The sequence below is a fragment of the Actinoplanes sp. NPDC051851 genome (genome assembly GCF_040681165.1).
GTDB lineage: Bacteria > Actinomycetota > Actinomycetes > Mycobacteriales > Micromonosporaceae > Actinoplanes.
Genome location: NZ_JBFAYF010000044.1, coordinates 66,650 through 87,328, shown reverse-complemented (window position 1 = coordinate 87,328; position 20,679 = coordinate 66,650). Strand labels below are relative to the sequence as shown.

15 protein-coding genes are annotated in these 20,679 nt (G+C 71.6%); 9 read left to right on the top strand and 6 right to left on the bottom strand.

Annotated features, from left to right (window positions below; all coding sequences use genetic code 11):
• The first annotated feature begins 318 nt into the window (after window positions 1-318).
• The 7 genes from AB0M08_RS33275 to AB0M08_RS33245 all read left to right on the top strand — a co-directional run bounded on the left by AB0M08_RS33275 (window position 319) and on the right by AB0M08_RS33245 (window position 13,309).
• The gene (locus AB0M08_RS33275; protein WP_364502026.1) at window positions 319-888 is read left to right on the top strand and encodes a hypothetical protein; all 570 of its coding nucleotides are present in this window, start codon (window positions 319-321) and stop codon (window positions 886-888) included.
• A gap of 5 nt (window positions 889-893) precedes the next feature.
• Complete coding sequence (locus AB0M08_RS33270) at window positions 894-1,577, top strand: class F sortase (protein ID WP_364502023.1); 684 nt, start codon at window positions 894-896, stop codon at window positions 1,575-1,577.
• Window positions 1,578-1,786: 209 nt separating this feature from the next.
• Window positions 1,787-3,634, top strand: coding sequence for an adenylyl cyclase (locus tag AB0M08_RS33265; protein ID WP_364502020.1), 1,848 nt, complete (start codon window positions 1,787-1,789; stop codon window positions 3,632-3,634).
• Between the two features lie 74 nt (window positions 3,635-3,708).
• On the top strand, window positions 3,709-5,043 hold the full coding sequence (locus AB0M08_RS33260; protein ID WP_364502017.1) for an APC family permease: 1,335 nt from the start codon (window positions 3,709-3,711) through the stop codon (window positions 5,041-5,043).
• A gap of 105 nt (window positions 5,044-5,148) precedes the next feature.
• Window positions 5,149-6,228 (top strand): helix-hairpin-helix domain-containing protein, encoded by a 1,080-nt coding sequence (locus AB0M08_RS33255; protein WP_364502014.1) that lies wholly within the window; start codon window positions 5,149-5,151, stop codon window positions 6,226-6,228.
• Window positions 6,229-6,384: 156 nt separating this feature from the next.
• Window positions 6,385-6,663 carry a hypothetical protein gene (locus tag AB0M08_RS33250; protein WP_364502011.1) on the top strand — a complete coding sequence of 93 codons (279 nt, stop codon included), beginning with the start codon at window positions 6,385-6,387 and terminating at the stop codon, window positions 6,661-6,663.
• A 727-nt stretch (window positions 6,664-7,390) separates the two neighbouring features.
• On the top strand, window positions 7,391-13,309 hold the full coding sequence (locus tag AB0M08_RS33245; RefSeq protein ID WP_364502008.1) for a beta-propeller fold lactonase family protein: 5,919 nt from the start codon (window positions 7,391-7,393) through the stop codon (window positions 13,307-13,309).
• 69 nt (window positions 13,310-13,378) lie between these two features.
• Here AB0M08_RS33245 and AB0M08_RS33240 read toward each other — a convergent pair whose 3' ends face one another.
• Window positions 13,379-14,305: a hypothetical protein gene (locus AB0M08_RS33240; RefSeq protein WP_364502005.1), complete on the bottom strand. Its 927-nt coding sequence runs from the start codon at window positions 14,303-14,305 to the stop codon at window positions 13,379-13,381.
• Between the two features lie 82 nt (window positions 14,306-14,387).
• Window positions 14,388-14,765: a VOC family protein gene (locus AB0M08_RS33235; protein WP_364502002.1), complete on the bottom strand. Its 378-nt coding sequence runs from the start codon at window positions 14,763-14,765 to the stop codon at window positions 14,388-14,390.
• Window positions 14,766-14,843: 78 nt separating this feature from the next.
• Between AB0M08_RS33235 and AB0M08_RS33230 the strand changes: the two genes are divergently transcribed.
• Both AB0M08_RS33230 and AB0M08_RS33225 read left to right on the top strand, forming a co-directional pair.
• A complete protein-coding gene (locus AB0M08_RS33230) occupies window positions 14,844-15,338 on the top strand; it encodes a SigE family RNA polymerase sigma factor (protein ID WP_364501999.1) in 495 nt (164 codons plus the stop codon).
• A gap of 35 nt (window positions 15,339-15,373) precedes the next feature.
• Window positions 15,374-16,351, top strand: a complete 978-nt coding sequence (locus AB0M08_RS33225) for a hypothetical protein (RefSeq protein WP_364501996.1) — start codon at window positions 15,374-15,376, stop codon at window positions 16,349-16,351.
• A 43-nt stretch (window positions 16,352-16,394) separates the two neighbouring features.
• On the opposite strand, the gene AB0M08_RS33220 is transcribed toward AB0M08_RS33225, so the two are convergent.
• The 4 genes from AB0M08_RS33220 to menC all read right to left on the bottom strand — a co-directional run bounded on the left by AB0M08_RS33220 (window position 16,395) and on the right by menC (window position 20,666).
• Complete coding sequence (locus AB0M08_RS33220; RefSeq protein ID WP_364501993.1) at window positions 16,395-18,050, bottom strand: carbohydrate-binding domain-containing protein; 1,656 nt, start codon at window positions 18,048-18,050, stop codon at window positions 16,395-16,397.
• A 29-nt stretch (window positions 18,051-18,079) separates the two neighbouring features.
• Window positions 18,080-18,811 carry a polyphosphate polymerase domain-containing protein gene (locus AB0M08_RS33215; protein ID WP_364501990.1) on the bottom strand — a complete coding sequence of 244 codons (732 nt, stop codon included), beginning with the start codon at window positions 18,809-18,811 and terminating at the stop codon, window positions 18,080-18,082.
• Complete coding sequence (locus AB0M08_RS33210; RefSeq protein ID WP_364501988.1) at window positions 18,808-19,389, bottom strand: DUF4956 domain-containing protein; 582 nt, start codon at window positions 19,387-19,389, stop codon at window positions 18,808-18,810. The genes AB0M08_RS33215 and AB0M08_RS33210 overlap by 4 nt, the downstream gene beginning before the upstream one ends.
• 158 nt (window positions 19,390-19,547) lie before the next feature.
• Window positions 19,548-20,666: an o-succinylbenzoate synthase gene (menC, locus tag AB0M08_RS33205; protein ID WP_364501986.1), complete on the bottom strand. Its 1,119-nt coding sequence runs from the start codon at window positions 20,664-20,666 to the stop codon at window positions 19,548-19,550.
• Between the last annotated feature and the right edge of the window lie 13 nt (window positions 20,667-20,679).

The window sequence follows — 20,679 nt, the reverse complement described above, 5'->3', positions numbered from 1 at the left end:
CGTCGATCTTCACGTAGAGTGCGGTCGCGAGGGTCTCCAAATCGACGTGCACATGGCCTCCCGGTCATCGTTGCTCAGCAACGTCGATCTTGGAGGCCCTCATCTGTTCACTCAGCAACCACCCGCATCCACGCAGGTGACCCCGGTCATCACTCGTCTAGGGGCCTGAGGAGCAGCGGATTTCTCGATGGCGGGTGGAGGCGGTACCGTGCGCGGTCGATTCAAAGTGACCGATCACCGATAGTCCCGTGCGCGCGGGCGGCGGGGCCACTAACGTGACGCCAGCCAGCCGCCCGGACATCCGGAAGGGCTCCACATATGACCGACTACACGCCGGCCGAACCGACCGAGCCGGCGCCGAAACCCCAGCCCCCGCATCGACGGCGCAATCGGGTCGCGGCACTGATCGTGGCGATCCTGCTGCTGTTGCTGCTGCTCCTGCTCCTGCTCGCGTTCTGCGGTAAGGACGACGGCGACGACACCGGGCTGCCGGTGCCGTCCAGCGCGACGCCGACCACCGTCACCACGACGACCACCGCGCCGGGCGGCGGGGGCTATCCGTCGAGCCCGGTGCCGGGTGGGGTGACCGAGCCCAGCGGCAGCGTGCCGACGCGGACCAGCCCACCCACCACCGGTGAGCCGTCGGCGTATCCGAGCACGGCCACCCCGACCGAGAGCACGCCGCCGGTCACCGAGCCGTCGGAGGAGCCCTCGGAAGAGCCGTCCTCCGAGCCCACGAGCACGGCGACGCCGAGTGGGGGCGTCGACGCGGGTGGCGGGGCCGCGGCCACCGGGAACCGGACTCCGCTCCTGGTCAGCGGGTTGATGCTGCTGCTCGCGGCGCTGGGCGTGGCCGCCTACGCGACCCGCCGTCCGGCCCGTCACTGAACCGCGTGCTCCAGCTGCACAACCGGCGCGCGGCGGCTCTGGCCGCCGCGCTCGCCGTACTGGGGTCACTGACCACGGCCGCGGGCGCCTTCTCCGAGGACGCCCTGCCGGACCCGATCGCCGCGACCCGGAACCCGGCCGCGGAAGAGAGCCCGGCCGGAGACGAGAACCCCGCCGTGGCGAAGAGCGCCGCGGACGGCCCGGCCGTGGCAGAGAGCACGACGGCGGAGCGGACGCGATCGGAACCGGTCGGGCTCGACATCGCCGGGATCGGGGTGCACACCGCGGTCACCCCGATCGGGCTGCGGGACGACGGGACGCTGGACGTGCCCGAGCTGCGGTCGGACGCCCCGGCCGCCTGGTATCAGGGGTCGCCGGCGCCGGGTGAGGACGGGGCCTCGGTGATCGTCGGGCACGTGGACACCGCGAGCGACGGCCCGGCGGTCTTCTACCGCCTGCGGGAACTCGTTCCGGGTGACACCGTCGCGGTACGCCGGGCGGACGGCAGCACGGTCCACTTCGCGGTGACGCGGGTGGCGAGCTATCCGAAGGCCCGCTTCCCCACGGCGGAGGTCTACGCCGCCACAGCGTCCCCCGAGATCCGTCTGATCACCTGTGGCGGCGCCTTCGACCGCGCGGCAGGGCACTACCGCAGCAACATAGTCGTCTATGCGAGCGCGGTTCGGTAAGCGCTTCCGGTACCGGTTCCGTCGGCCGTTCGGGCAGTGCCGTCCCCCCACAAGCAGTGCCCGTTCCCCTCAAAGAAGCGAGCCCGGTTTCGGAACCGGGGCGAGTTGTCCCGGTCCACGGCGAATGCCGGTTGACCGCCCTTGACATGGAGGATCGCCGATTGCTTCGGTGAACTGGCTCGTTTCGATCTTGTTGCGAAAGGCGTCTCATGACGAGATTTGTCCGGCTCGATGGCCGTACGAGAAGGAAAGCGGCCGCGGCACTCGCACTCACCCTGACCATCGCCGGGTCTGCGCAGGCCATGCCGGCCGCCGCCGGCGCACCCACCGTGCCGAACCTCGGCGCCCATGTGACCGTCTTCGATCCGAGCACGCCGGTCGGCGAGATCCAGGCGACGCTCGACGCGGCGCACGCGAAGCAGGTCGACAACGAGATGGGCACCGACCGGTACGCGTTCCTCTTCAAGCCGGGCGTCTACGGCACCGCCGACCAGCCGCTGCAGATCGAGGTCGGCTACTACACCGAGATCGCCGGGCTGGGCGCGAACCCGGGTGACGTGGTGATCAACGGCAAGGTGGAGGTCTACAACCGCTGCCTCGCGGACGGTGGGACCAGCAACTGCCTGGCGCTGGTCAACTTCTGGCGGACCGTGTCGAACCTGACCGTCAACATCAACGCGGCGGGTCAGGACGGCTGCCGGCAGACCGCGAACTTCTGGGCGGTCTCCCAGGCGACCTCGCTGCGCCGGGTCGACGTCACCGGCGGCACGCTGTCGCTGATGGACTACTGCACGGCCGGACCGCAGTACGCCAGCGGCGGTTTCATCGCCGACAGCGAGCTGCCCGCCACGGTCAACGGCTCCCAGCAGCAGTGGCTGACCCGGAACAGCTCGGTGGAGAGCTGGTCGAACGCGGTCTGGAACCAGGTCTTCAGCGGTGTCGAGGGCGCGCCGGACGAGTCGGCCTTCCCGGCCACGCCGTACACCACGCTCGCCACCACGCCGGTCTCCCGGGAGAAGCCCTACCTCTTCGTCGACGCGAAGGGCCGCTACCAGGTCCGCGTGCCGGCCGCGCAGCGGAACACCGCCGGCACCACCTGGGACTCCCCCGGCCGGACCGTCCCGCTCAGCGACTTCTACATCGCGAAGCCCGGTGACTCGGTGGCGGCCATCAACAAGGCCCTGGCCTGCGGGAAGAACCTGTTGCTCACGCCGGGCGTCTACGACGTCGCGAGCAGCATTCGGGTCGACCGGTCGAAGACCGTCGTGCTCGGGCTCGGCCACGCCACGCTGACCTCGGTGAACGGCGCGGTCCCGCTGCAGGTCGGCGACGTGACCGGCGCGATCGTCGCGGGCGTCACCATCGACGCGGGCGCGACGAAGTCACCGGCGCTGCTGCGGGTCGGCACCGGGCACGGGCGGCACTCCTCGGCGAGCGACCCGACCACGCTGCAGGACGTGTACTTCCGGGTCGGCGGGCCGCACGTCGGCTCCACCGAGGTCGCGCTCGAGGTCAACAGCGACGACGTGCTGATCGACCACACCTGGGTGTGGCGGGCCGACCACGGCGTCGACGGGCTGACCGACACCGAACGGTGGAACACCAACATCGGCCTCTACGGCGCGGTGATCAACGGCGACGACGTGACCGCGACCGGCCTCTTCGTCGAGCACTTCCAGAGGTACAACACCGTCTGGAACGGCGACCGGGGCACCACCGTGCTCTACCAGAACGAGCTGCCGTACGACCCGCCGGCGCAGGCCGACTGGATGAACGGGAGCGTCGAGGGCTACGCGGGCTACAAGGTCGGCGCGCACGTGCGGACGCATCACCTGTACGGCGCGGGCGTCTACGTCTTCAACCAGAACAACCCGTCGATCCACACCGAGAACGGGTTCGAGGTGCCGGACCGCCCCGGCGTCCGGCTGCACCACATCATGACCGTCAACCTCAGCGCCGGGACGATCGACCACGTCGTCAACGGCGTCGGCGAGGCGGCCGACACCACCAAGGTCGGCGTCCCGGTCTACGTGACGGACTATCCCGCTATCTCGTGAAAAACCACGTGGTGGTCACTCTCCCCCGGCGGGTGACCACCACGTTTCCGATTTTTCCGGTACGGGTGGAGCACATGACCGCCACTCTCCACCGCGTGATCGGGCCAGGGCTCCTGCTGCTCTTCATCGTCGGCGACATCCTGGGCACCGGCGTCTACGCACTGACCGGCAAGGTCGCGGGCGAGGTCGGCGGGGCGGTCTGGCTGCCGTTCCTGATCGCCTTCGTGGTCGCACTGCTCACCGCGTTCAGCTATCTGGAGCTGGTGACCAAGTATCCGCGCGCGGCCGGGGCGGCCCTCTACGCGCACAAGGCGTTCGGCCTGCACTTCCTCACGTTCATGGTGGCGTACGCGGTGATGTGCTCGGGCCTGACGTCGGCGTCGAGCGCGGCCCTCGCCTTCGCCGGAAATTTCATGCCCTACAGGTCTTCTCTTCTGGTGGCGCTGGGCTTCATGGCCCTGGTCGCGCTGATCAATTTCCGCGGCGTGGGCGAGAGCGTCAAGGCGAACGTGGTGCTCACCGTCGTCGAGCTCTCCGGCCTGCTGATCGTCATCGGCGTCGGCGGGTACGCCCTGGCACACGGCGACGGCGACCTCTCCCGGCTCACCGAGTTCGCCACGCCGCCCGGCGAGAGCGTCCTGCTCTCGGTCACGGCCGGCACCGCCCTGGCGTTCTTCGCGATGGTCGGCTTCGAGGACTCGGTGAACATGGCCGAGGAGACCCGGGACCCGGCGCGCACCTTCCCGCGGGTGATGCTGACCGGCCTCTGCATCACCGGCGCGATCTACGTGCTGGTCGCCATCTCGGCGGTCGCCCTGGTACCACCCGCCGAGCTCAGCGAGGGGACCGCGCCGCTGCTCGCCGTCGTCCGGTCGGGCGCACCGGGCTTCCCCCTCTGGATCTTCGCGTGGATCACCATGTTCGCGGTCAGCAACAGCGCCCTGATCAACATGATGATGGCCAGCCGCCTGCTCTACGGGATGGCCAACGAGCGGGTGCTCCCCCGTTTCCTCGGCAGGATCCACCCCGTCCGGCGTACGCCCTGGGCCGGCATCCTCCTCACGACGCTGATCGCTTTCGGGCTGATCCGGTTCGCCGACCTGGCCGCGCTCGGCGGCACCACCGCGCTGCTGCTGCTCTGCGTCTTCACCGTGGTCAACGTGGCGGTCCTCGTCCTCCGCCGGGACCCCGTGCCGCACGAGCACTTCCGGGCGCCGACACCGATCCCGGTCCTCGGGGCGCTGTCCTGCGCCTTCCTCGCCAGCCCGTTCTCCGGCCGGGACTCGGCGGACTACCGGGTCGCCGGGGCGCTGCTGTCGATCGAGGTGGTGCTGTGGGCCTTCACGTACGCCGCCGACCGCGCCCGTCGCGGCGGTCCGGCCACTGTCGACCCAGGCCAGCGGGAGTGATACCGGCGTCCGGACATCGGCCACCCTCGTGCCGCTTACCGAGAGTGATGTGCAAAGCTGCGCGCTTACATATGCACGCTCATACTCCCTGTCCGGAGGCCCGATATGGCATCATTCCTCTCTCTTGTCGCCGGGCTCGTGATCGGTGTGGCGGTGGGCTGGTGGCTCTGGGGACGCGGCAAGGCCGCCGCGCCGTCCGCCGCCGAGCCGGCGACCGCCCCGGCCACGACGTCCACCGAGCCCACTCCGGACCCGGTCACGGAGTCCCCCACGGCGGCCCCGTCGGCTGACGCCGCCGCCACCGCCGTGCTCGCCGCCACCGCCGTCGACGCCGCCTCGCCGGAATCGGACACCGACGCGGCCCTCTCGTCTTGCCCCGCGCCCTCGCCCTCGCCCTCGCCCTCGCCCTCGTCCTCGTCCTCGGTGGAGGAGACCGCCGTCGTGGTGGTCGAGGAGCCGGTTGCCGCCGAGGAGCCGGTCGCCGAGGAGAAGACGGCCGTGATCGTCACCGAGGCGGTTGCCGAGACCGTTGCGATCCCGGAGCCGGAGGCGCCCGCCGACATCGCCGACAACGGTGACGAGCCCACCCTCATCATCGCCGAGGCCGTCGCGGTCGACTCGCCGTCGGAGGACGAGCCCACCGTGATCATCGCCGAGGCCGTCGAGGTCAGCCCCGCCGCCGAGCCGGTCGCCGCGGAGCCGGTCGCCGCGGAGCCGGTCGCCGCGGAGCCGGTCGCCGCGCCGGAGCCGGTGGTGGCCGCTGAGCCGGTGGCCGCGCCCGAGCCGGTCGCCGCGCCCGAGCCGGTCGCCGAGACCATCGCGGAGCCGGTCGGGGCCGAGGCCGCTCCCACCGAGCCCGCTGTCGAGGCCACCCCCGTCGACGAGCCCGCCGCCGAGACCGAGCCGGTCGCCGAGACCGAGCCGGTCGAGGAGCCCGCGCTCATCGAGGACCCGGTCGTCGTCGACGAGAACGCGCCGGCCGGCGCCGAGGTCCCGGACGACCTGACCAAGATCGCGGGGATCGGCCCGAAGGTCGCGATGGCGCTGGCCGCCGCGGGCATCTCCACCTACGCGAAGCTCGCCGACGCGGACGCCGTCAGCCTCAAGGCGGCGCTCACCGCGGCCGGCATGCGGGGTTCGGCGAGCCTGGTCACCTGGCCGGAGAAGGCTCGCGAGCTGGTCTGATCCGTATCGCAGCAGGCTGGTTGTGGCCCGGTAGCCGTCGCTACCGGGCCACCGCTGTTTTTGTGACCCAGGTCACATCCGATAGGGAGCAGGTCGGGAGCGGCCCGGCCGATGAACACGGCCGTCAGGTTGCGACCAAGTTTCCGAGGAGGCCTCATGACCATCACCGCCACAAGCAGCGCCGTCGCGTCGGCCTGGGACAGCCACACCGTATACGCGCGACTGGAGAGCTACCGCCGTCAGCTCACGGTCGACCTGACCCCGGTTCAGGCAAGTGCCGACACGATCGCCGCCGACAAGGCCGCCATCGAGGCCGCCAAGTCCGAGGTCGCCCGCGTAGAGGCCGCCCAGGCCCGTACCCAGCTCGCCGCCGGCCAGCCGGTCACCGCACCGGTCCCCCCGCCGGCGGGCAACGTCGTCGACGTCTACGCCTGAACCCCCAGCCCCACCGACTGTCAGGGGCGCGCCCCGGATCGGCATCCCGAGCCGGGGCGCTCCCACCAACGCGCTCCGGCACAGCGCGCCCCCGGCAGCCCCCATTCCACGGCGCTCCACCACGGCGGCGCGCCCGATACCCGCACGAACCTTTTCCCGTACCCGAAATTCACCCCTGATCCTTTCCGGTCGAACCCACACGGTCTTTCCGGCTGGCACTCCGCGGTGCCACCGATCACCTGACACACCCCCGCAAAGCCGGCCGCCCTTCCCCCGGCCGGCTCCCCGCACGCATCCGAGCCCCGAAGACCACCGTGAGGACCAGCCGCTGAGGGGTCGGCTGGTCCTCACGGCCCCCTGCCAGCACCCGATACAGCACCGTGGCCCAGCCGGGAATCGCCGGCTGGGCCACCGTGCGTTGCACGCCGCCCTCTCCCCGCGCAATGTGGAGTGTCCTCCCGGCCCGATTCGGGAAAGGTGAGGAACGGGACCCCCGAGAGTGAGGATCTCTGACGGATCACTGACACCGGATCCGGTGAAAACGGCACGCTTCGGCGGGATCAGCCGGGTAAGCCTTGGTTGGCGCGTCGGACCAGCTAGATCAGCGGATATTGACGGTGATCTTTTGAAGATCAATAACGTAAGGTCATCAGCCAAGAACAGTTCGTAATCTTCCAGGGGTTTCGACTCCGGCTCCGACGTCGCACGATGAAGGAGGGTGATGTCGATGAGCGGGCGCCGTCTGGCGGTTGTGGTGACGGTCGAGCACCACGACGATCCCACCCTGCGCAGGTTCGCGGTCCCGTCGGCCGACGTACGGTCGCTCGCCGGGGTGCTCGGCGATCCCGGGCTCGGCGGGTTCGACGTGGAACTGCTGCAGGATCCCGAGGCCTGGCACACGTACCAGCGTCTGGAGGCCGCACTCGGCAACCGGAGTCACGACGACTGCCTGCTGATCTATTTCCGCGGCATCCTGCTCGCCGGCCCGTCCGGTGGGCTCTACCTCGCCACACCGGACACCGTGATGGACCGCCCCGCCGACACGGCCGTTGACCTGACCAGGATCGACGCGCTCGTGCACCGGAGCCCGATCGGCCAGGTGGTGATCGCGCTCGACGGCCGTACGAGCCGCCCCGTCGACGCCGGCGCCTACTTCCGCGCCGCGCGCTCCGCCGAGGGCCGCAGCCGCGTGGTGATCACCGCGGCGGCCCGGCCCGAGCCGCCCACCTTCGCGGGGCTCCTCGCCGACGGCATCCGGGGAGGCGCGGCCGACCGGGACCGTGACGGCTACATCGGGGTCGACGAGCTCTTCGACCATCTGCGCGAGCGCGATCCGACCGTACGGCACTGGGTCTTCGGCTCGGGACGGCAGCCGTACGTCTCCAAGGTCCGCAAACCCGGCAGTGACCAGATGGCTTTGATCGCCGAGCTCGCCGCCGCGGCCGCGGGCTCCGACCTGGACCGTGCCGCCCGATCGCGGGCCGCACTCAACCGGATGGCCACCGGCAACGACCGTGTCGCGGCCGCGGCGGCGGCCGCTCTGCGCCGCACCGCACTGCGTCTCTCCGAGACCCGGGTGGATTTCGGGCGGGTCGCTCCCGGCACTCAGGAATTGACCGTACGGGTCCCCGTCGACGGTCCACCCCTGGTCGCCGCCGCGGCCGTCACGGTCTCGGCCGAGGGCCTGCACGCCCGTCTCGAGGGTAACCAGCTGCGTGTCTCCTGGTTCCCGACCACCGGCCGCCTCGACGGCGTGGTCACCGTGGACGGTGCCGCCGGCAGCGGCCGCCTGGCGGTGACCGGCGAGGTCGCCGAGGACCAGAGCACGGCGGCGAACCGGGCGCTCCCGGCCGCTTCGAGCGGATGGGCCCTGCCCCCCGGCTCCCCGGGCGGACCGCACGGCTCCCCGGTCGCACTACCCGGGTCGCCCGTCGGGCCGCCGATCCGGCCGGCCTTCCCGGGGGGACCGGTACGGCCGGTCGCCGCGCTGCCCGCTGTCGAGCGTGGAGCTGCGCCCGGAACCCCGTATCCGGACGGCGGTCGTCCCGCACAACCGGAAGCGGCCCGGGCCGGGACAGGACCGACCGCCGGGACGGAACAGCCCGCGATAGGCCAGGCCGAGGTGGACCGACCCGCGACAGACCGGCCCGGCGGCGCCTACCGGGAGGCCGCGCCGGGGTGGCAGGGGCAGAGCGGCGGATGGCCCGTGCTACCCGGACAGGTGACCGGGTATCAGGCGGAGCAGGAAGCCGGACGGGAAACGGCGGGGCGGAACGGGCCCGGACCGCTGCCGCCCGGGGACTACCGGGCCCGGGGCGGGCGGGAGAACGTGCCGCGGGAGGCCCCGGCCGGACCGTGGCCCGGCACCCCGGTGCAGCCCGCCGCCGGAGGTACCGGCGAGCAGAACCGGCTGTGGCCGGGGATTCCGGCGCACGTCGACGACTCGCTGCCGGTCTCCGGAGCGCCGCCGATGGAGGCGGACCCGTCGGAGCAGACGTCACACGGGCCCTGGTCGGGAGCACCGCATCGGCCGGGTTCCGCGCGGCCCGCCGGCGTCTCGCTCCCCTCGTCGAGTTCGTGGGGGTCGGCAGCCACCGCCGCGGCGGCCCAGGCCACTCCGGCCGACCAGGCCACTCCGGTCGAAACTCCGCCCGCCGGGCCCGACCCGGTCGAAACTCCGCCCGCCGGGCCCGACCCGGTCGAGCCGCAGCCGGTCGACGTGGGGGTGGCGGAGCAACCGGTGGTGGTGAACCCGCAGACACCGGTGAACCCTCCGGAAGCGGCAGACGTTCAGCCTGAGGTGGACGGTCAGCCCGGGTGGGCGGATACGACGGCGGGGACGGGTACTCGGCCCGCTGCCATCTGGCCCGGAGCACCCGGTGAGCCCGAGACCACGGTGGAGATCGCCGGACCGTGGCCCGGGTCCCCCACAGCAACGCCGCCGGGTACGACGGTTAGCTTCATATCCCCCGATTCATCCCCCTCGAACACGACTTCGGAGAGCGCCGCCATTTCCACTGGACACTGGCCTACGCCTTCCCCCACGCCGGACAGCGCCGATGGCCCCTCATCCCCCACCGAACCCGTGGCTCAGGCCGGGCCCCTGACGGACATGACACCGGCATACATCCCTAAAAAACCCGATCCGAGCGAACCCGCCGCCGCCGAGCCCGCGCCCCCACGCGAGGTCTCGACGGCGAGCGAGATCTCGACGGCGAGCGTGGTCCCGCCCGTGGCCGAGCCGCCCGCGGAGAGCGACACCGCCCCGGCGAGCAGCACGACGCCGGAGAACGACGCGACGCCGGAGAACGACGCGGCGCCGGCGAGCGGCACGGCCTCGGAGAGCAGTGCAACGCTGGAGGGCAGCATGGCCCCGGAGAACAGCGCCATACCGGAACGCGGTGGGGACCCGGAGCGCACCGCGGCGCCTGAAGACGGCGCGGACCGGGAGAACGAGACCACGCCGGAGAGCAGCATCTCCGTCGAGAACGCCCCGGTCACCGCGAGCGAGCCGGTCACCGCGAGCGAGCCGGTCACCATAAGCGAACCGGTCGCGAAGAGCGCTCCGGCGGCAGCCGAACCCGAGCCTGCGGCGGTTGAGCCGGCTCCGGTGGTGGCCGAGACCGGATCTGTGGCGGGGACCGGAGCCGAGCACGCACGGAGCGAGTTCGCAGCGACCACGGCGGCCGGTGCGGGCAATGGCGCGGCGAGCCAGCCCGCCGCCGAGGGTGCCGGAAACGGCGGAACGCCCGGCGGCGTCGTGGGCGGGTGGCTGGGCTTCACGCAGGTGGCGGCCAACGGCGGGGTACCCGGACAGCGGCCCGCCAGCGCTCCGGCGCCGGTCGCCGCGGAGCCGGCACCCACGCCTTGGGAACGGCCCGCCAGGTCGACAACGGGCACACCCCCGGAAGAAGTCGCCGAGACCGCGACGGGCACCCCCCGGGAACGGGTCGCCGAGACGGCGACCGGTGCGCCCCGGGAACGGGTCGCCGAGATGGTGGCGGAGGAGCGGCGGGACACGGCGGCGCCGGTTTCCGGTGCGGGCGGTTCGTCGTGGAGCAGCGTGCATCACGATCCGGCTGTGGCGAAGGCCTGGGAGCCCGGGTCGGATCAGCCGGGTACGCCCCCACAGCCCCGGTTGCCCTGGGAATCGGGTGCCGCCGCTGCGGCACCGACCGGGCCGTGGCCGGGGACCTCCTCGGAGACGGGCGCACCGGAGCAGCTGACCGGGCCCTCTGCGGGGGGACAGCCCTATCGGCAGGAGGGGCCGCAGTCCCCCGGGCAGCCGCGGGCAGCCCAGGGAGAACCGGCACGCGCCGCCTTCTGGCCGGAGGAACCCTCGCCGGAGACCGGCCGAGCCGATACCCCGGCCGACGCCCCGGGGCGGGGCCAGTCGTGGCCCGGGGCCGCCGGGCAGAACGCGACACCGGCCACGGGTGACGACCGGCCCACCTCCGGCGGCGGCGGGAGCGATCGGGGAACCGCGCCCGGGAGCGCCCCGTGGAACCAGGAGAGGGATCAGGACCGGAACCGGCAGCCGGGTCCGGAGAGCCCGCCTCAGGAACGAGGCGGCGCGTCTCAGGGACGGGGAAGCGGCTCTCCGGATCCGGAGGTGCCGGACAGCTGGGCGGCGGCGCTCGGGAACGCCACCAAGCATGGTGGCTGGGCTACGCCCGGGCAGGAGGAGGCGAACCAGCCGAAGAAGGCTGCCGGGAAGCCGGCCTCCGGCGAACCGCAGGGTGGCCCCACCGTGGGTGGACGCCCGGCGACGGCGCCCGTCAGGCCGACCGCCCCGCAGGGATGGCCCGCCACGCCCGGAGAGTCGACGATGCCCCGGGGCTGGCCCGGTGGCGGAGCCGGCGCAGACCCGGGGAACTGGCCGGAGACCACCCAGCCCACGGCACCCATGGCAGCGGGATGGCCGGGCGGTCCGGCACAGGCACCTACCGGCCACACCCCGCCCAGCCAAACTCCGCCCGGCCACACTCCGCCCAGCCAGCCACAGCCCGGCCAGGGACAACCGGCCGGGTGGGGGCAACCCGGCCAGGGACAGACCGAGCGCTGGGACACGCCGCCGGGGACGGGTGGGCCGGCGCCGACCGAGCAGTTCCAGCCGGGATATCGGCCCGGGCAGTATCCGCCTGATCAGAATCAGCCGGGGTCCTTCCAGACGGGACAGCTCCAGCCCGGGCAGCTGCCGCCGGGGCAGTATCCGCCGGGGCAGGCGCAGGGCGGGCCGGTCCCACCGGGGCCGACGCGTGCGGCACAGGCCCGGCGGGCAGCCCAGGCAGGGCAGCTTCCGCCCGGACAACTGCCGCCCGGACAACTACCGGAGGGGCAGATGCCGGCCGGGCCCGGGTGGCAGGCGGCGCCCGTCTCCGGGGGTGGGGGGAACATCCCCGCCTGGCCGACGTCGCCCGCGGGCTGGCCCTCCGCTCCGAGCTGGCAGAACCCGGAGGGTGGGACCGTCTCCGAGGGCGGCTCCGGGGCGTACGGGAAGAATGAGACGCCGCACCGGAAGCGGGGCCGGGTGGTCGTGATCCTCCTGGTGGTGATGTTGCTGGCGGGCGGTGCCTACGGCGGCATCTGGCTCGCCAAGCGCAACCCGCCGAGTCCGAGCGCGGCGCCGGCGACCACGACGGCGCAGCAGCCGACCGGAGAGACCGCGACCGCCGAGCCGACCGAGACGCTGCCGACCGATAAGGAGAACACCCAGTCGCCGGCGGTTCCGGTCAGCCTCGCCGAGCCGAGCATCACCGAGACGATCAAGGACGTCGGGAACGAGCCCGAGGGTGTCGCCGTTTCGCCGGACAACCGGATGGTCTACGTGGCCGATCAGGGTGCCCGCGAGGTCTTCTTCATCGACGTGCTGAACGGGAACAAGGTCGACAGCGTCAAGGTGCCGAACACGCCGCGGTTCCTGACCGTGTCCGAGGACGGCAGCCGGATCTACGTGTCGATGTTCGAGGACGACTTCACCGGTAACGGGCTCGCGGAGATCGACACGGCGAAGAAGTCGCTGGTGAAGTCGGTGAAGTCGGGCCCGCGGCCGTTCCAGCCGGGTATCGCGGAGGACGGGCGGGTCTGGCTGCCGATCCACAACGGCGCGCGGGTGGAGATCTACGACGCGGACACGCTCGCCAAGGTCTCGCAGATCACCACGCCGCCGAACCCGCACTGGGTGGCCTTCTCCCCGGACGGGACGACGGCATACACCTCGGATCACGAGTCGAGCCGGATGTCGGTGATCGACACGGCCACCGGGAAGATCACCAAGAATGTCAAAGTCGGACGGTCGCCGCACAGTGTCGCGGTCACGCCGGACGGCAGCACGGTGGTGGTGACCAATTATGACGTCAACACCGTGGAGACGTACGACACCAAGACGTTGACGTTGATCCAGCGCTACAAGGTCGGCAAGCTCCCGCAGGCGGTGATGGTCGCGGCGGACGGGGTGCACGCGTACGTGGTGAACGAGGGCTCGGACTCGCTGTCGGTGCTCGACCTGAAGCAGAAGAAGGTCGTCTCGACGGTCGACATGGGGAACAGCCCGCGGGTGGTCGCGCTCTCGCCGGACGGCCTGCGGCTGTACGTGACCAACGGGCGCGACGGCACGGTGTCGGTACTGCAGGCCGCCGAGGAGTAGCGGGGGCACGGACCGGGTGGGGAGTTCAGGCGCGCGGCGTGCCCGAACTCCCCCCGGCGATCGCCGCGCCTACTTCTTGACCAGGGGGCGGAGCGCGCTCAGCTTCGCCCGATCGGAGACCGAGGCGTAGATCTTCTTGTCCTCGCCGACCGAGACGACGTACGGGCAGGTCTGCTCATCGCCCTTCAGGGACTTGGTGAGCAGCACCTTCCCGGTGGCGGCCTCGATCACCCGGAGCCTCCAGCCGGCCCGGTAGAGCTGGACCGTCTCGGGTTCCGGGTCGTCGTACTCGCAGTTCCGGATCTTCGTGCCGGTGCTGACCCGTTCCAGACACCCGATCATCTGGACCTCGGCCACGTCGTCGGAGCCCCAGACGCGCTCGTTGGCGTCGGAGATCCCCTCGTCGTACCAGAACCCGCCGTCCGGGACCCAGAGGTCGTCGCCCGCGTCGTAGAAGAGCCGGACCGGGTGCGGCGCCTTCCCGGTACGTTTCGGCAGCTCGGCGTAGTAGACGTCCTCCTGGCAGACCCGGTTGAGGTCGTAGACGCTGTCGGCCGGGTACTGGCTGGCCTGCGGGCCCTCGTCGACGGCCGGGTCCTGGCTCGCGGTCGGCGCGGGGTCGTCCTCGGTGTACGGAAAGCCCGGTGCGGCGGTCTCCCCGGCGATGGACTCGATCTTCTCGGACATCGTGCGGTTCACGTACTGGCTGCCGGCGAAGCAGGCTCCGTAGATCAGGCCCATCACCAGGACGGCCGCCACGGTGAAGATCGCGGAACGGCGGCGGCTCGGCGGGCCGCCCGGTGCGCCGGGCGGCAGCGGGCCGTAGCCGGGAGGGGGAACGGGGTACCCGGGCGGCGGATATCCGGGCGCGGGGTATCCCGTCTGCGGGACGGGTGCGGGCGGCGCCCACGCCGGGGGCGCCGGATTCGGGGTCGATGGTGGGGTGGAAGAGGGGTCCGGTGTGACGTCGCCGGACTCGGCCCCCGTGCCGGTCATGCTCGCTGTGCTCCTCGATCGATGGTCGAGGCCACAAACTATCGAACCGTGTAACGCCTGTCCGACCCGTTTCCGGTGCTCCTCATCTCACGAAGAGGCAGAACGGGTGACCGTCCGGGTCGAGGCAGACCTTCACCCCGTCCTGCGGCTGCTCCTGCGCGACCGTCGCGCCGAGCGCCACCGCGCAGGCCACCCCGAACTCCAGGTCGTCCACCTCGATGTCCAGGTGGGACTGCATCTGCGGCACGCCGGCACGCCCCGGCCAGACCGGTGCCTCGTACGCGGGCTCATCGTGGAACGACAGCCCCGCCCCGCCGTCGGGGTTGGCGAGCACCACCCAGCCGCCGGTGTCGGTGACCACCGGCCACTCCAGCAGGCGTGCGTAGAAGTGCCCCAGCCGCCGTGGCTCCGGCGAGCTGATCGTCGTCGCGGTCAGGGTGAACCGCGGATACCCGGCCATGGTCCGAAACGGTACCCGGTCGGCCTCAACAAATACGGTTGCTCACCGCGTTTCAAGGTGCGGAAAGGGGGATGCCTGGTGAGCTTCGAGGACTACCTGAACGTACGGCTGCCCGCGCTGCTCCGTTACGCCACGGTGCTGGCCTGCGATCCGCACCTCGCGGAGGACATCGTCCAGGAGGTGCTGGCGAAGGCGCAGCCCCGGTGGGAGCGGATCAGCGCGATGGACGTGCCCGAGGCGTACGTGAAACGGATGATCGTCAACGAGCTGACCTCCTGGCGCCGCAAACGCGCCGCCCGGGTGGTGCCGATGTCGTTGAGCGCGCTCGACACGGTCTCCGGCGCGCGTGACGACCCCTCCGCCGAGGTCGCCGAACGGGACGCGATGATCCGGCGGATCGCGGCACTTCCGGTCAAGCAGCGGATCGTGGTGGCGCTGCGGTTCTACGAGGGCCTCTCCGACCAGGAGATCGCCGACCTGCTCGGGTGCCGGCCGGTGACCGTACGCAGTCACGCGTCCCGTGCCCTGGCCACCCTGCGTCAGAACCTGCCGTCCCGGACCGCGCCGGTCTGAATTCCGCTCGACATCCGGGCACGAAGGAGGAGATCATGACCGAGGAACAGCTGATCACGGCGGCGTTCGAGGCGATCGCCGACACCACGGTGGCGCCCGAGCGGGTCCAGGCCCGGCTCGCCGCCCACGCGCGGGCCCACCGGCAGCGGCGCCTGCTGCTCGCGGGGGCGGGCGCGCTGGGCACCGCCGCAGCGGTGGGCGTCCCGTTCCTGCTGCAGAGCCGCCGGCCCACGCCGGCACCCACACCGCCGGCGACGATCCCCAGCAGTGCGCCGGCTCCGGAGCCCGAACGGCTGCCGCTCCGCTACCTTCCCGGCTGGCTGCCCGACGGGGTGGTCGAGCGATTCCGGGAGGTCACGTCCACCTACGCCGGCGAGTCGCGCGGCTCCACCCGGATCTGGCTCCCGCCGGGCGCCTTCTACGACCCGGACGCCGACACTCCGGACCTCAAGATCGCGTTCTCGGTCGACGAGAAGATCGACGGCGACGACGGGGAGCGGGTGAGGATCGGCGATGTCACGGGGCGGCTCATGATCACCGACGCCGCGTTCCTCGCCTGGCGGCCGAGGGGTGCGCCACCGATGACGCTGGAGGTCTACGGCTTCCCGAACGTCGCCGACCTGGCCGTGAAGATCGCCCGCCGGGTGACGGCCGGTCCCGGCACCGTGCCGGTGACGATGGCCTCGACCGGCGTCCCGGAGCGCTGCCGCGGTTACACCTCGCTCCGGGTACGGCCCACCGCGGACGGATGGTTCCAGGAACTCGCCTTCACCTCGACCGACTACGGCGACGACGCCCACGTCTTCGCGCAGACCGGCGAGGTCACCGGCGACTCCCGGTACGAGCCGCTCTACCGGGCGGAGCAGCCGGGCGGCTGGACGGTCTGGGTCCCCCGGCCGGGCCTGTCGGGCGCGGTCATCGGCGGTGGGAAGGACCTGGCCACCGAGGAGTACCGGCGGTTGCTCGACACCACCACCGCGGTTGAGCCCGACCTCTCCTGGGTGACCGCATGACGGAGGGCCGCCGGTTCCCCGGCGGCCCTCCGCACGATCACGATCAGCGGGTGCCGGCGGTCACCGTGGTGACCTGGGTGCCGGAGAGGGTGCCTCCCGTGTAGAGGCCGCCGCCGACCGACGTACCGGAGACCGAACCGCCGGTGTAGACCGCGTACGTGGTGCCCCTGGTGATCGAGCTCGACGAGAAGACCACGGCCTTGAACGCCTTCGTGGACTGGTAGGACGCGATCTGCGTACCCGAGGTGGTGGCCAGGTGCACGATCGTCCCGGCGGCCTGGTTGGCGCTGAACGTCACCGACACCCAGCCCTGACCCGAGGTGGGCAGCGTGCTGGTGGTGGCGCTGATCCCGGTGGAGTAGATCGTGCCGCCGGTGATGGTGAGCGCGCCGTTCGAGTCGAGGCCGCCCTCACCGCCGCCCCGGGTCGCGGAGCCCGCAACCACGACGGTGCCGCCGCCGAGGGTCAGCGCGCCGTTGGAGTCGAGGCCGTCGGTGCCCGCGTCGACGAGCACGGTGCCGCCGGTCACCGAGACCAGGGCGTTCGGCGAGTTCTGCATCTCCTCGTAGGTCGGGTCGGAGGCGTTGACCGCGTCGTCCGAGGCGGTGGACTTGACGGTGCCGCCGGTGAGGTAGACCTTCAGGCCCTCGATGCCCTCGTTGGACTTGGTGACCGTGACGGCGCCCGCGCTGATCGTCACGTTCGTCTCGGCGTGCAGGCCGTCGTCGCCGGTGGCGACCGTGGTCGTGCCGCCGTCGACGGTGACCGCGGCGTCGGAGTGCACGCCGTCGTCGGACGAATCCGCGGTGACGGTGCCGTCGCTGATCGCCACCAGGACGCCGGCCTTGAGGCCCTTGGCCGAGGTGTCGCCCGGTGTGACGCTGCTGCCGCCACCGGACTTCGCGGTGATGGCGCCGCCCGCGACCAGCACGTCGGTCTCGGCGGTGATCGCGTCGCCGGTGGCGGTCACACCGACCGTGCCGCCGGAGACGTAGACGTACCCGCGGGTGGTGTCCGCGTCGTTGTCGGACTTGAGGCCGTCGCCGCCGGCGGTCGCGGTGATGGTGCCGCCGTTCACGATCACGTAGTCCTGGCCGCGGATCGCGTCGTCGCCCGCCGTGACGGTGATCGCGCCGGCGTCGATGACCAGGCCGTCGGCGCTGTTGATGCCGTCGTTGGCACTGCTGGTGACGACCAGCGCGCCGGTGCCGTCGATGGTCAGGTCGGCCGCCGAGTCCACCGCGTGCGCGGCGGTCGCGGTGAGCCGGTTCGTCGAGCCGGCCTGCAGGTTGATCAGGACCTCGTCGGCGGCGACGACGCTCACGGCCGCGGCGCTGCCGCTGATCGTGACGCCGTTGAGGATGAGCCGCACGATGCCGGTGCCGGTGCTGTTCACCACGATCTGGCCGCTGGTCAGCGAGCCGGAGAAGCGGTACGTGCCGGCCGCCGTCACGGTGACCGTGCTGCCCGAGACGGTGACGTTCGAGCTGGTCGTGGTCGCGCTGCTGCCGGTCAGGGTCACGGCGGCGACGTCCGACTCGTTCCAGGTGTGATCCGCGGTGTCGTCGTGGCTGGCCTGGTTGGCGGCGAGGGCGGTGGCCGCCGCGGTGCCGGCCGCGTAGGCGGGGGTGGCCACCGGCACCGCGACGAGAGCGAGACCGAGTACAGCGGGTGCTACCAGCCGGGGGATGCTGGGCATGGGGGTGGTGTCCTTCCGATAGGGGTTTTTCACCAGAAATGAGTGCGCAGCGTCCGTCGCCAGCGAGGTGCGGACAGCTCGGGGCGCAGCGCGGAGAGGCCGGTCGCATATTTCGAGATGGCGGTGGGACGGTGCCCGCGCGCCCAGAGCAGCCGGTCGACGGGGGAGGCGGCCGACGCGGTCTTCGTCTCGATGATCGCGAGATTCCGCGGCGTCAGGACATCGCCGTCCACGCCGTTCCAGCTCAGCTCGGTGTCCAGGGTGACCCGCGAGTCGCCGTCGGGCAGGTAGAACGTGGTCCGCCGGTACTCGCTGACCAGCACCGGCGCGAGCTCGACCACCGCCCGGTCGCCGAGGATCTCCTCGACGAACCAGCGTCCCGGGGCCACCGTCTCGAAGTCGCCGACCTCGTACGGGAGACGGTTCTTGACCGTGCCGCCGCGGAAGCCCTCGGTCTTGACCTCCAGCCAGCAGAGCGCCGAGTCGAGATAGGTCCGGGTGCGCACCTTGAAACGGCGGCGCCGCCGGTGCGCGGTCAGCCGGAAGCAGACCAGGTCGGGGGTGTCGAAGTAGACGGACCGGTAGCGGAAGTTGCGCTCGCCGTCGATCTCCAGCACCCGTGTGGTGCGGTCCAGCGCGGGCAGCAGCGCCATCGCGTCGTCCCAGCGCAACACGTACTTCCTGTCCACCCGCGTCTGCAGCGCGGCCTTCTCGGTGAGCTCGGTGAGTGAGATCGGATCCAGGTGGGTGGCCACGCTCATCGGTTCACCTCGGCCATGACGGCGGCGTTGTGGTTCTTGGGGTACGAGTACCGGACCTCGACGAGGGTCGTCTCGTTGACCAGGTCCACCCGCTCCACCGTGGTCTTGTGGACACGGGCGCCGAGGATCCGCTCGACCTGCGCGACCAGGGCCACCTGGTCGGTGATCGCCGAGTCCAGCACCAGGGTCTGCCGGTGGTACGAGCGGAACAGCGCCGGGTGGTCGCCGAGGTACATCACCACCAGGATCAGCACCATCATCGACGGCGCGATCCACGGCGTGCCGTCGCCGAGCGGGCCGAGGATGCCCAGGGCCAGCGCGGAGAAGTAGTACGCCACCTCGTGCTGGTCCAGCTCGGTCGAGCGGAGCCGGATGATCGACAGCACGCCGAAGAGGCCGAGGCCGAGGCCCGCGCCGACCGTGCTGGAGCTGAGTGATCCGGCCACCGCCAGCACGCCGACGTTGACCCCGAGGTACGCCACCACCAGGTCACGGCGACGGTGCCGTGGGAAGTAGAGACCGAAGACGAGCAGGCTCACCGCGACGAGATCTATCGCGAACAGCGCGATACGGTGCATAGTGGGACGACCTCCCGGGCGTATCCGGCCGGGGGTCCGTGGCTTAACGGGATCCGGCCGCAGGGTTACGTATAGATGAACTTCGATCTATACGGTAAGCGCTTTCCCCGTCACCGGCCACTGAAGAGAACCTCAAAAAACCCTCAAAGAGAGCTGTGCTAACCCTGTGCCGATTCGGCCTGAAGCGTCCGCGATGCGATGAAGCCGATGTCCGGATGCCAGCCCAGCCCGGGCTCGGAGGGCACCACGACGACACCGTTCACGCAGGTCACCGGCGTGGTGGTGACGTCCCGCCGGTAGTACTTGGCGGAGCCCGAGACGTCGGAGGGCAGGGTGAAGCCGGGTAGCGCGCTCAGTGCCACATTGGCCGCCCGGCCGATCCCGAACTCGTGCATCCCGCCACACCAGACCGGCACACCCTCGGCCCGGGCGAGGTCGTGGACGCGGACCGCGGGGGTCAGCCCGCCCATCCGGGACACCTTGACGTTGAGGATCCGGACGGCGCCCAGGCGCAGCGCGGTGATCAGGTCGTCCGGCTCCTCGACCGACTCGTCCAGGCAGACCGGCGTACCGATCAGCCCCTGCAGGACGGCGTGGTCGACGAGGGCCCGCGGGGCGAACGGCTGCTCGATCATCGTGAGCCCGAGCCCGTCCAGTTCCCGGAAGACGCCGAGATCGTCGAGCGAGTAGGCGCCGTTCGCATCGACATGAACCGAGATTTCTGGAAAAACCGCTTTCACGGTACGGGTCGGCGCGACGTCCCAGCCCGGCGCGATCTTCAGTTTGACCCGCCGGTAGCCCTCGGCCACCCGGGCCGCCACCTGCTCGACCAGCTCGTCGACGCTCGCCTCGATACCCAGCGACACCCCGGCCTCGACCGACGGCCGGGTCCCGCCGAGCGCCGCCGCCAGCGGTACGCCGCCCTTCGCGGTCCACAGCGCCCAGGCGGCCATGTCGAACCCGGCCCGCGCGAAGTGGTTCCCCCGGACCCTCGCCATCGCCCCGGCGAGCTCCGCCGGATGCTCCCACTCCCGGCCCAGCACCAGCGGGGTGAGGTGATCGCGGGCCACCGCCCAGCAGCTCGCCACGGTCTCGGCGGAGTAGAACGGCCCACTCGGGGACGCGATCTCCCCCCACCCGACCGCACCGTCGGCATCGGTCAGGGCGACGAGGATGTGCTCGAGCTCCCGCTTGGCGTGCGAGCTGGTCCGAAACCGGTGGATCAGCGGTAGCCGGACCCGGCGCAGCTCGACACGGTCAACCCTGATCGCGCTCAATCCCGGTCACGCC

What these genes read in the sequence shown, in the direction of transcription:
- AB0M08_RS33275 (WP_364502026.1), top strand. Translation starts at nt 319, where the DNA reads ATGACCGACTACACGCCGGCCGAACCGACCGAGCCGGCGCCGAAACCC.
- AB0M08_RS33265 (WP_364502020.1), top strand. Translation starts at nt 1,787, where the DNA reads ATGACGAGATTTGTCCGGCTCGATGGCCGTACGAGAAGGAAAGCGGCC.
- AB0M08_RS33260 (WP_364502017.1), top strand. Translation starts at nt 3,709, where the DNA reads ATGACCGCCACTCTCCACCGCGTGATCGGGCCAGGGCTCCTGCTGCTC.
- AB0M08_RS33255 (WP_364502014.1), top strand. Translation starts at nt 5,149, where the DNA reads ATGGCATCATTCCTCTCTCTTGTCGCCGGGCTCGTGATCGGTGTGGCG.
- AB0M08_RS33250 (WP_364502011.1), top strand. Translation starts at nt 6,385, where the DNA reads ATGACCATCACCGCCACAAGCAGCGCCGTCGCGTCGGCCTGGGACAGC.
- AB0M08_RS33245 (WP_364502008.1), top strand. Translation starts at nt 7,391, where the DNA reads ATGAGCGGGCGCCGTCTGGCGGTTGTGGTGACGGTCGAGCACCACGAC.
- AB0M08_RS33240 (WP_364502005.1), bottom strand. Translation starts at nt 14,305, where the DNA reads ATGACCGGCACGGGGGCCGAGTCCGGCGACGTCACACCGGACCCCTCT.
- AB0M08_RS33235 (WP_364502002.1), bottom strand. Translation starts at nt 14,765, where the DNA reads ATGGCCGGGTATCCGCGGTTCACCCTGACCGCGACGACGATCAGCTCG.
- AB0M08_RS33225 (WP_364501996.1), top strand. Translation starts at nt 15,374, where the DNA reads ATGACCGAGGAACAGCTGATCACGGCGGCGTTCGAGGCGATCGCCGAC.
- AB0M08_RS33220 (WP_364501993.1), bottom strand. Translation starts at nt 18,050, where the DNA reads ATGCCCAGCATCCCCCGGCTGGTAGCACCCGCTGTACTCGGTCTCGCT.
- AB0M08_RS33215 (WP_364501990.1), bottom strand. Translation starts at nt 18,811, where the DNA reads ATGAGCGTGGCCACCCACCTGGATCCGATCTCACTCACCGAGCTCACC.
- AB0M08_RS33210 (WP_364501988.1), bottom strand. Translation starts at nt 19,389, where the DNA reads ATGCACCGTATCGCGCTGTTCGCGATAGATCTCGTCGCGGTGAGCCTG.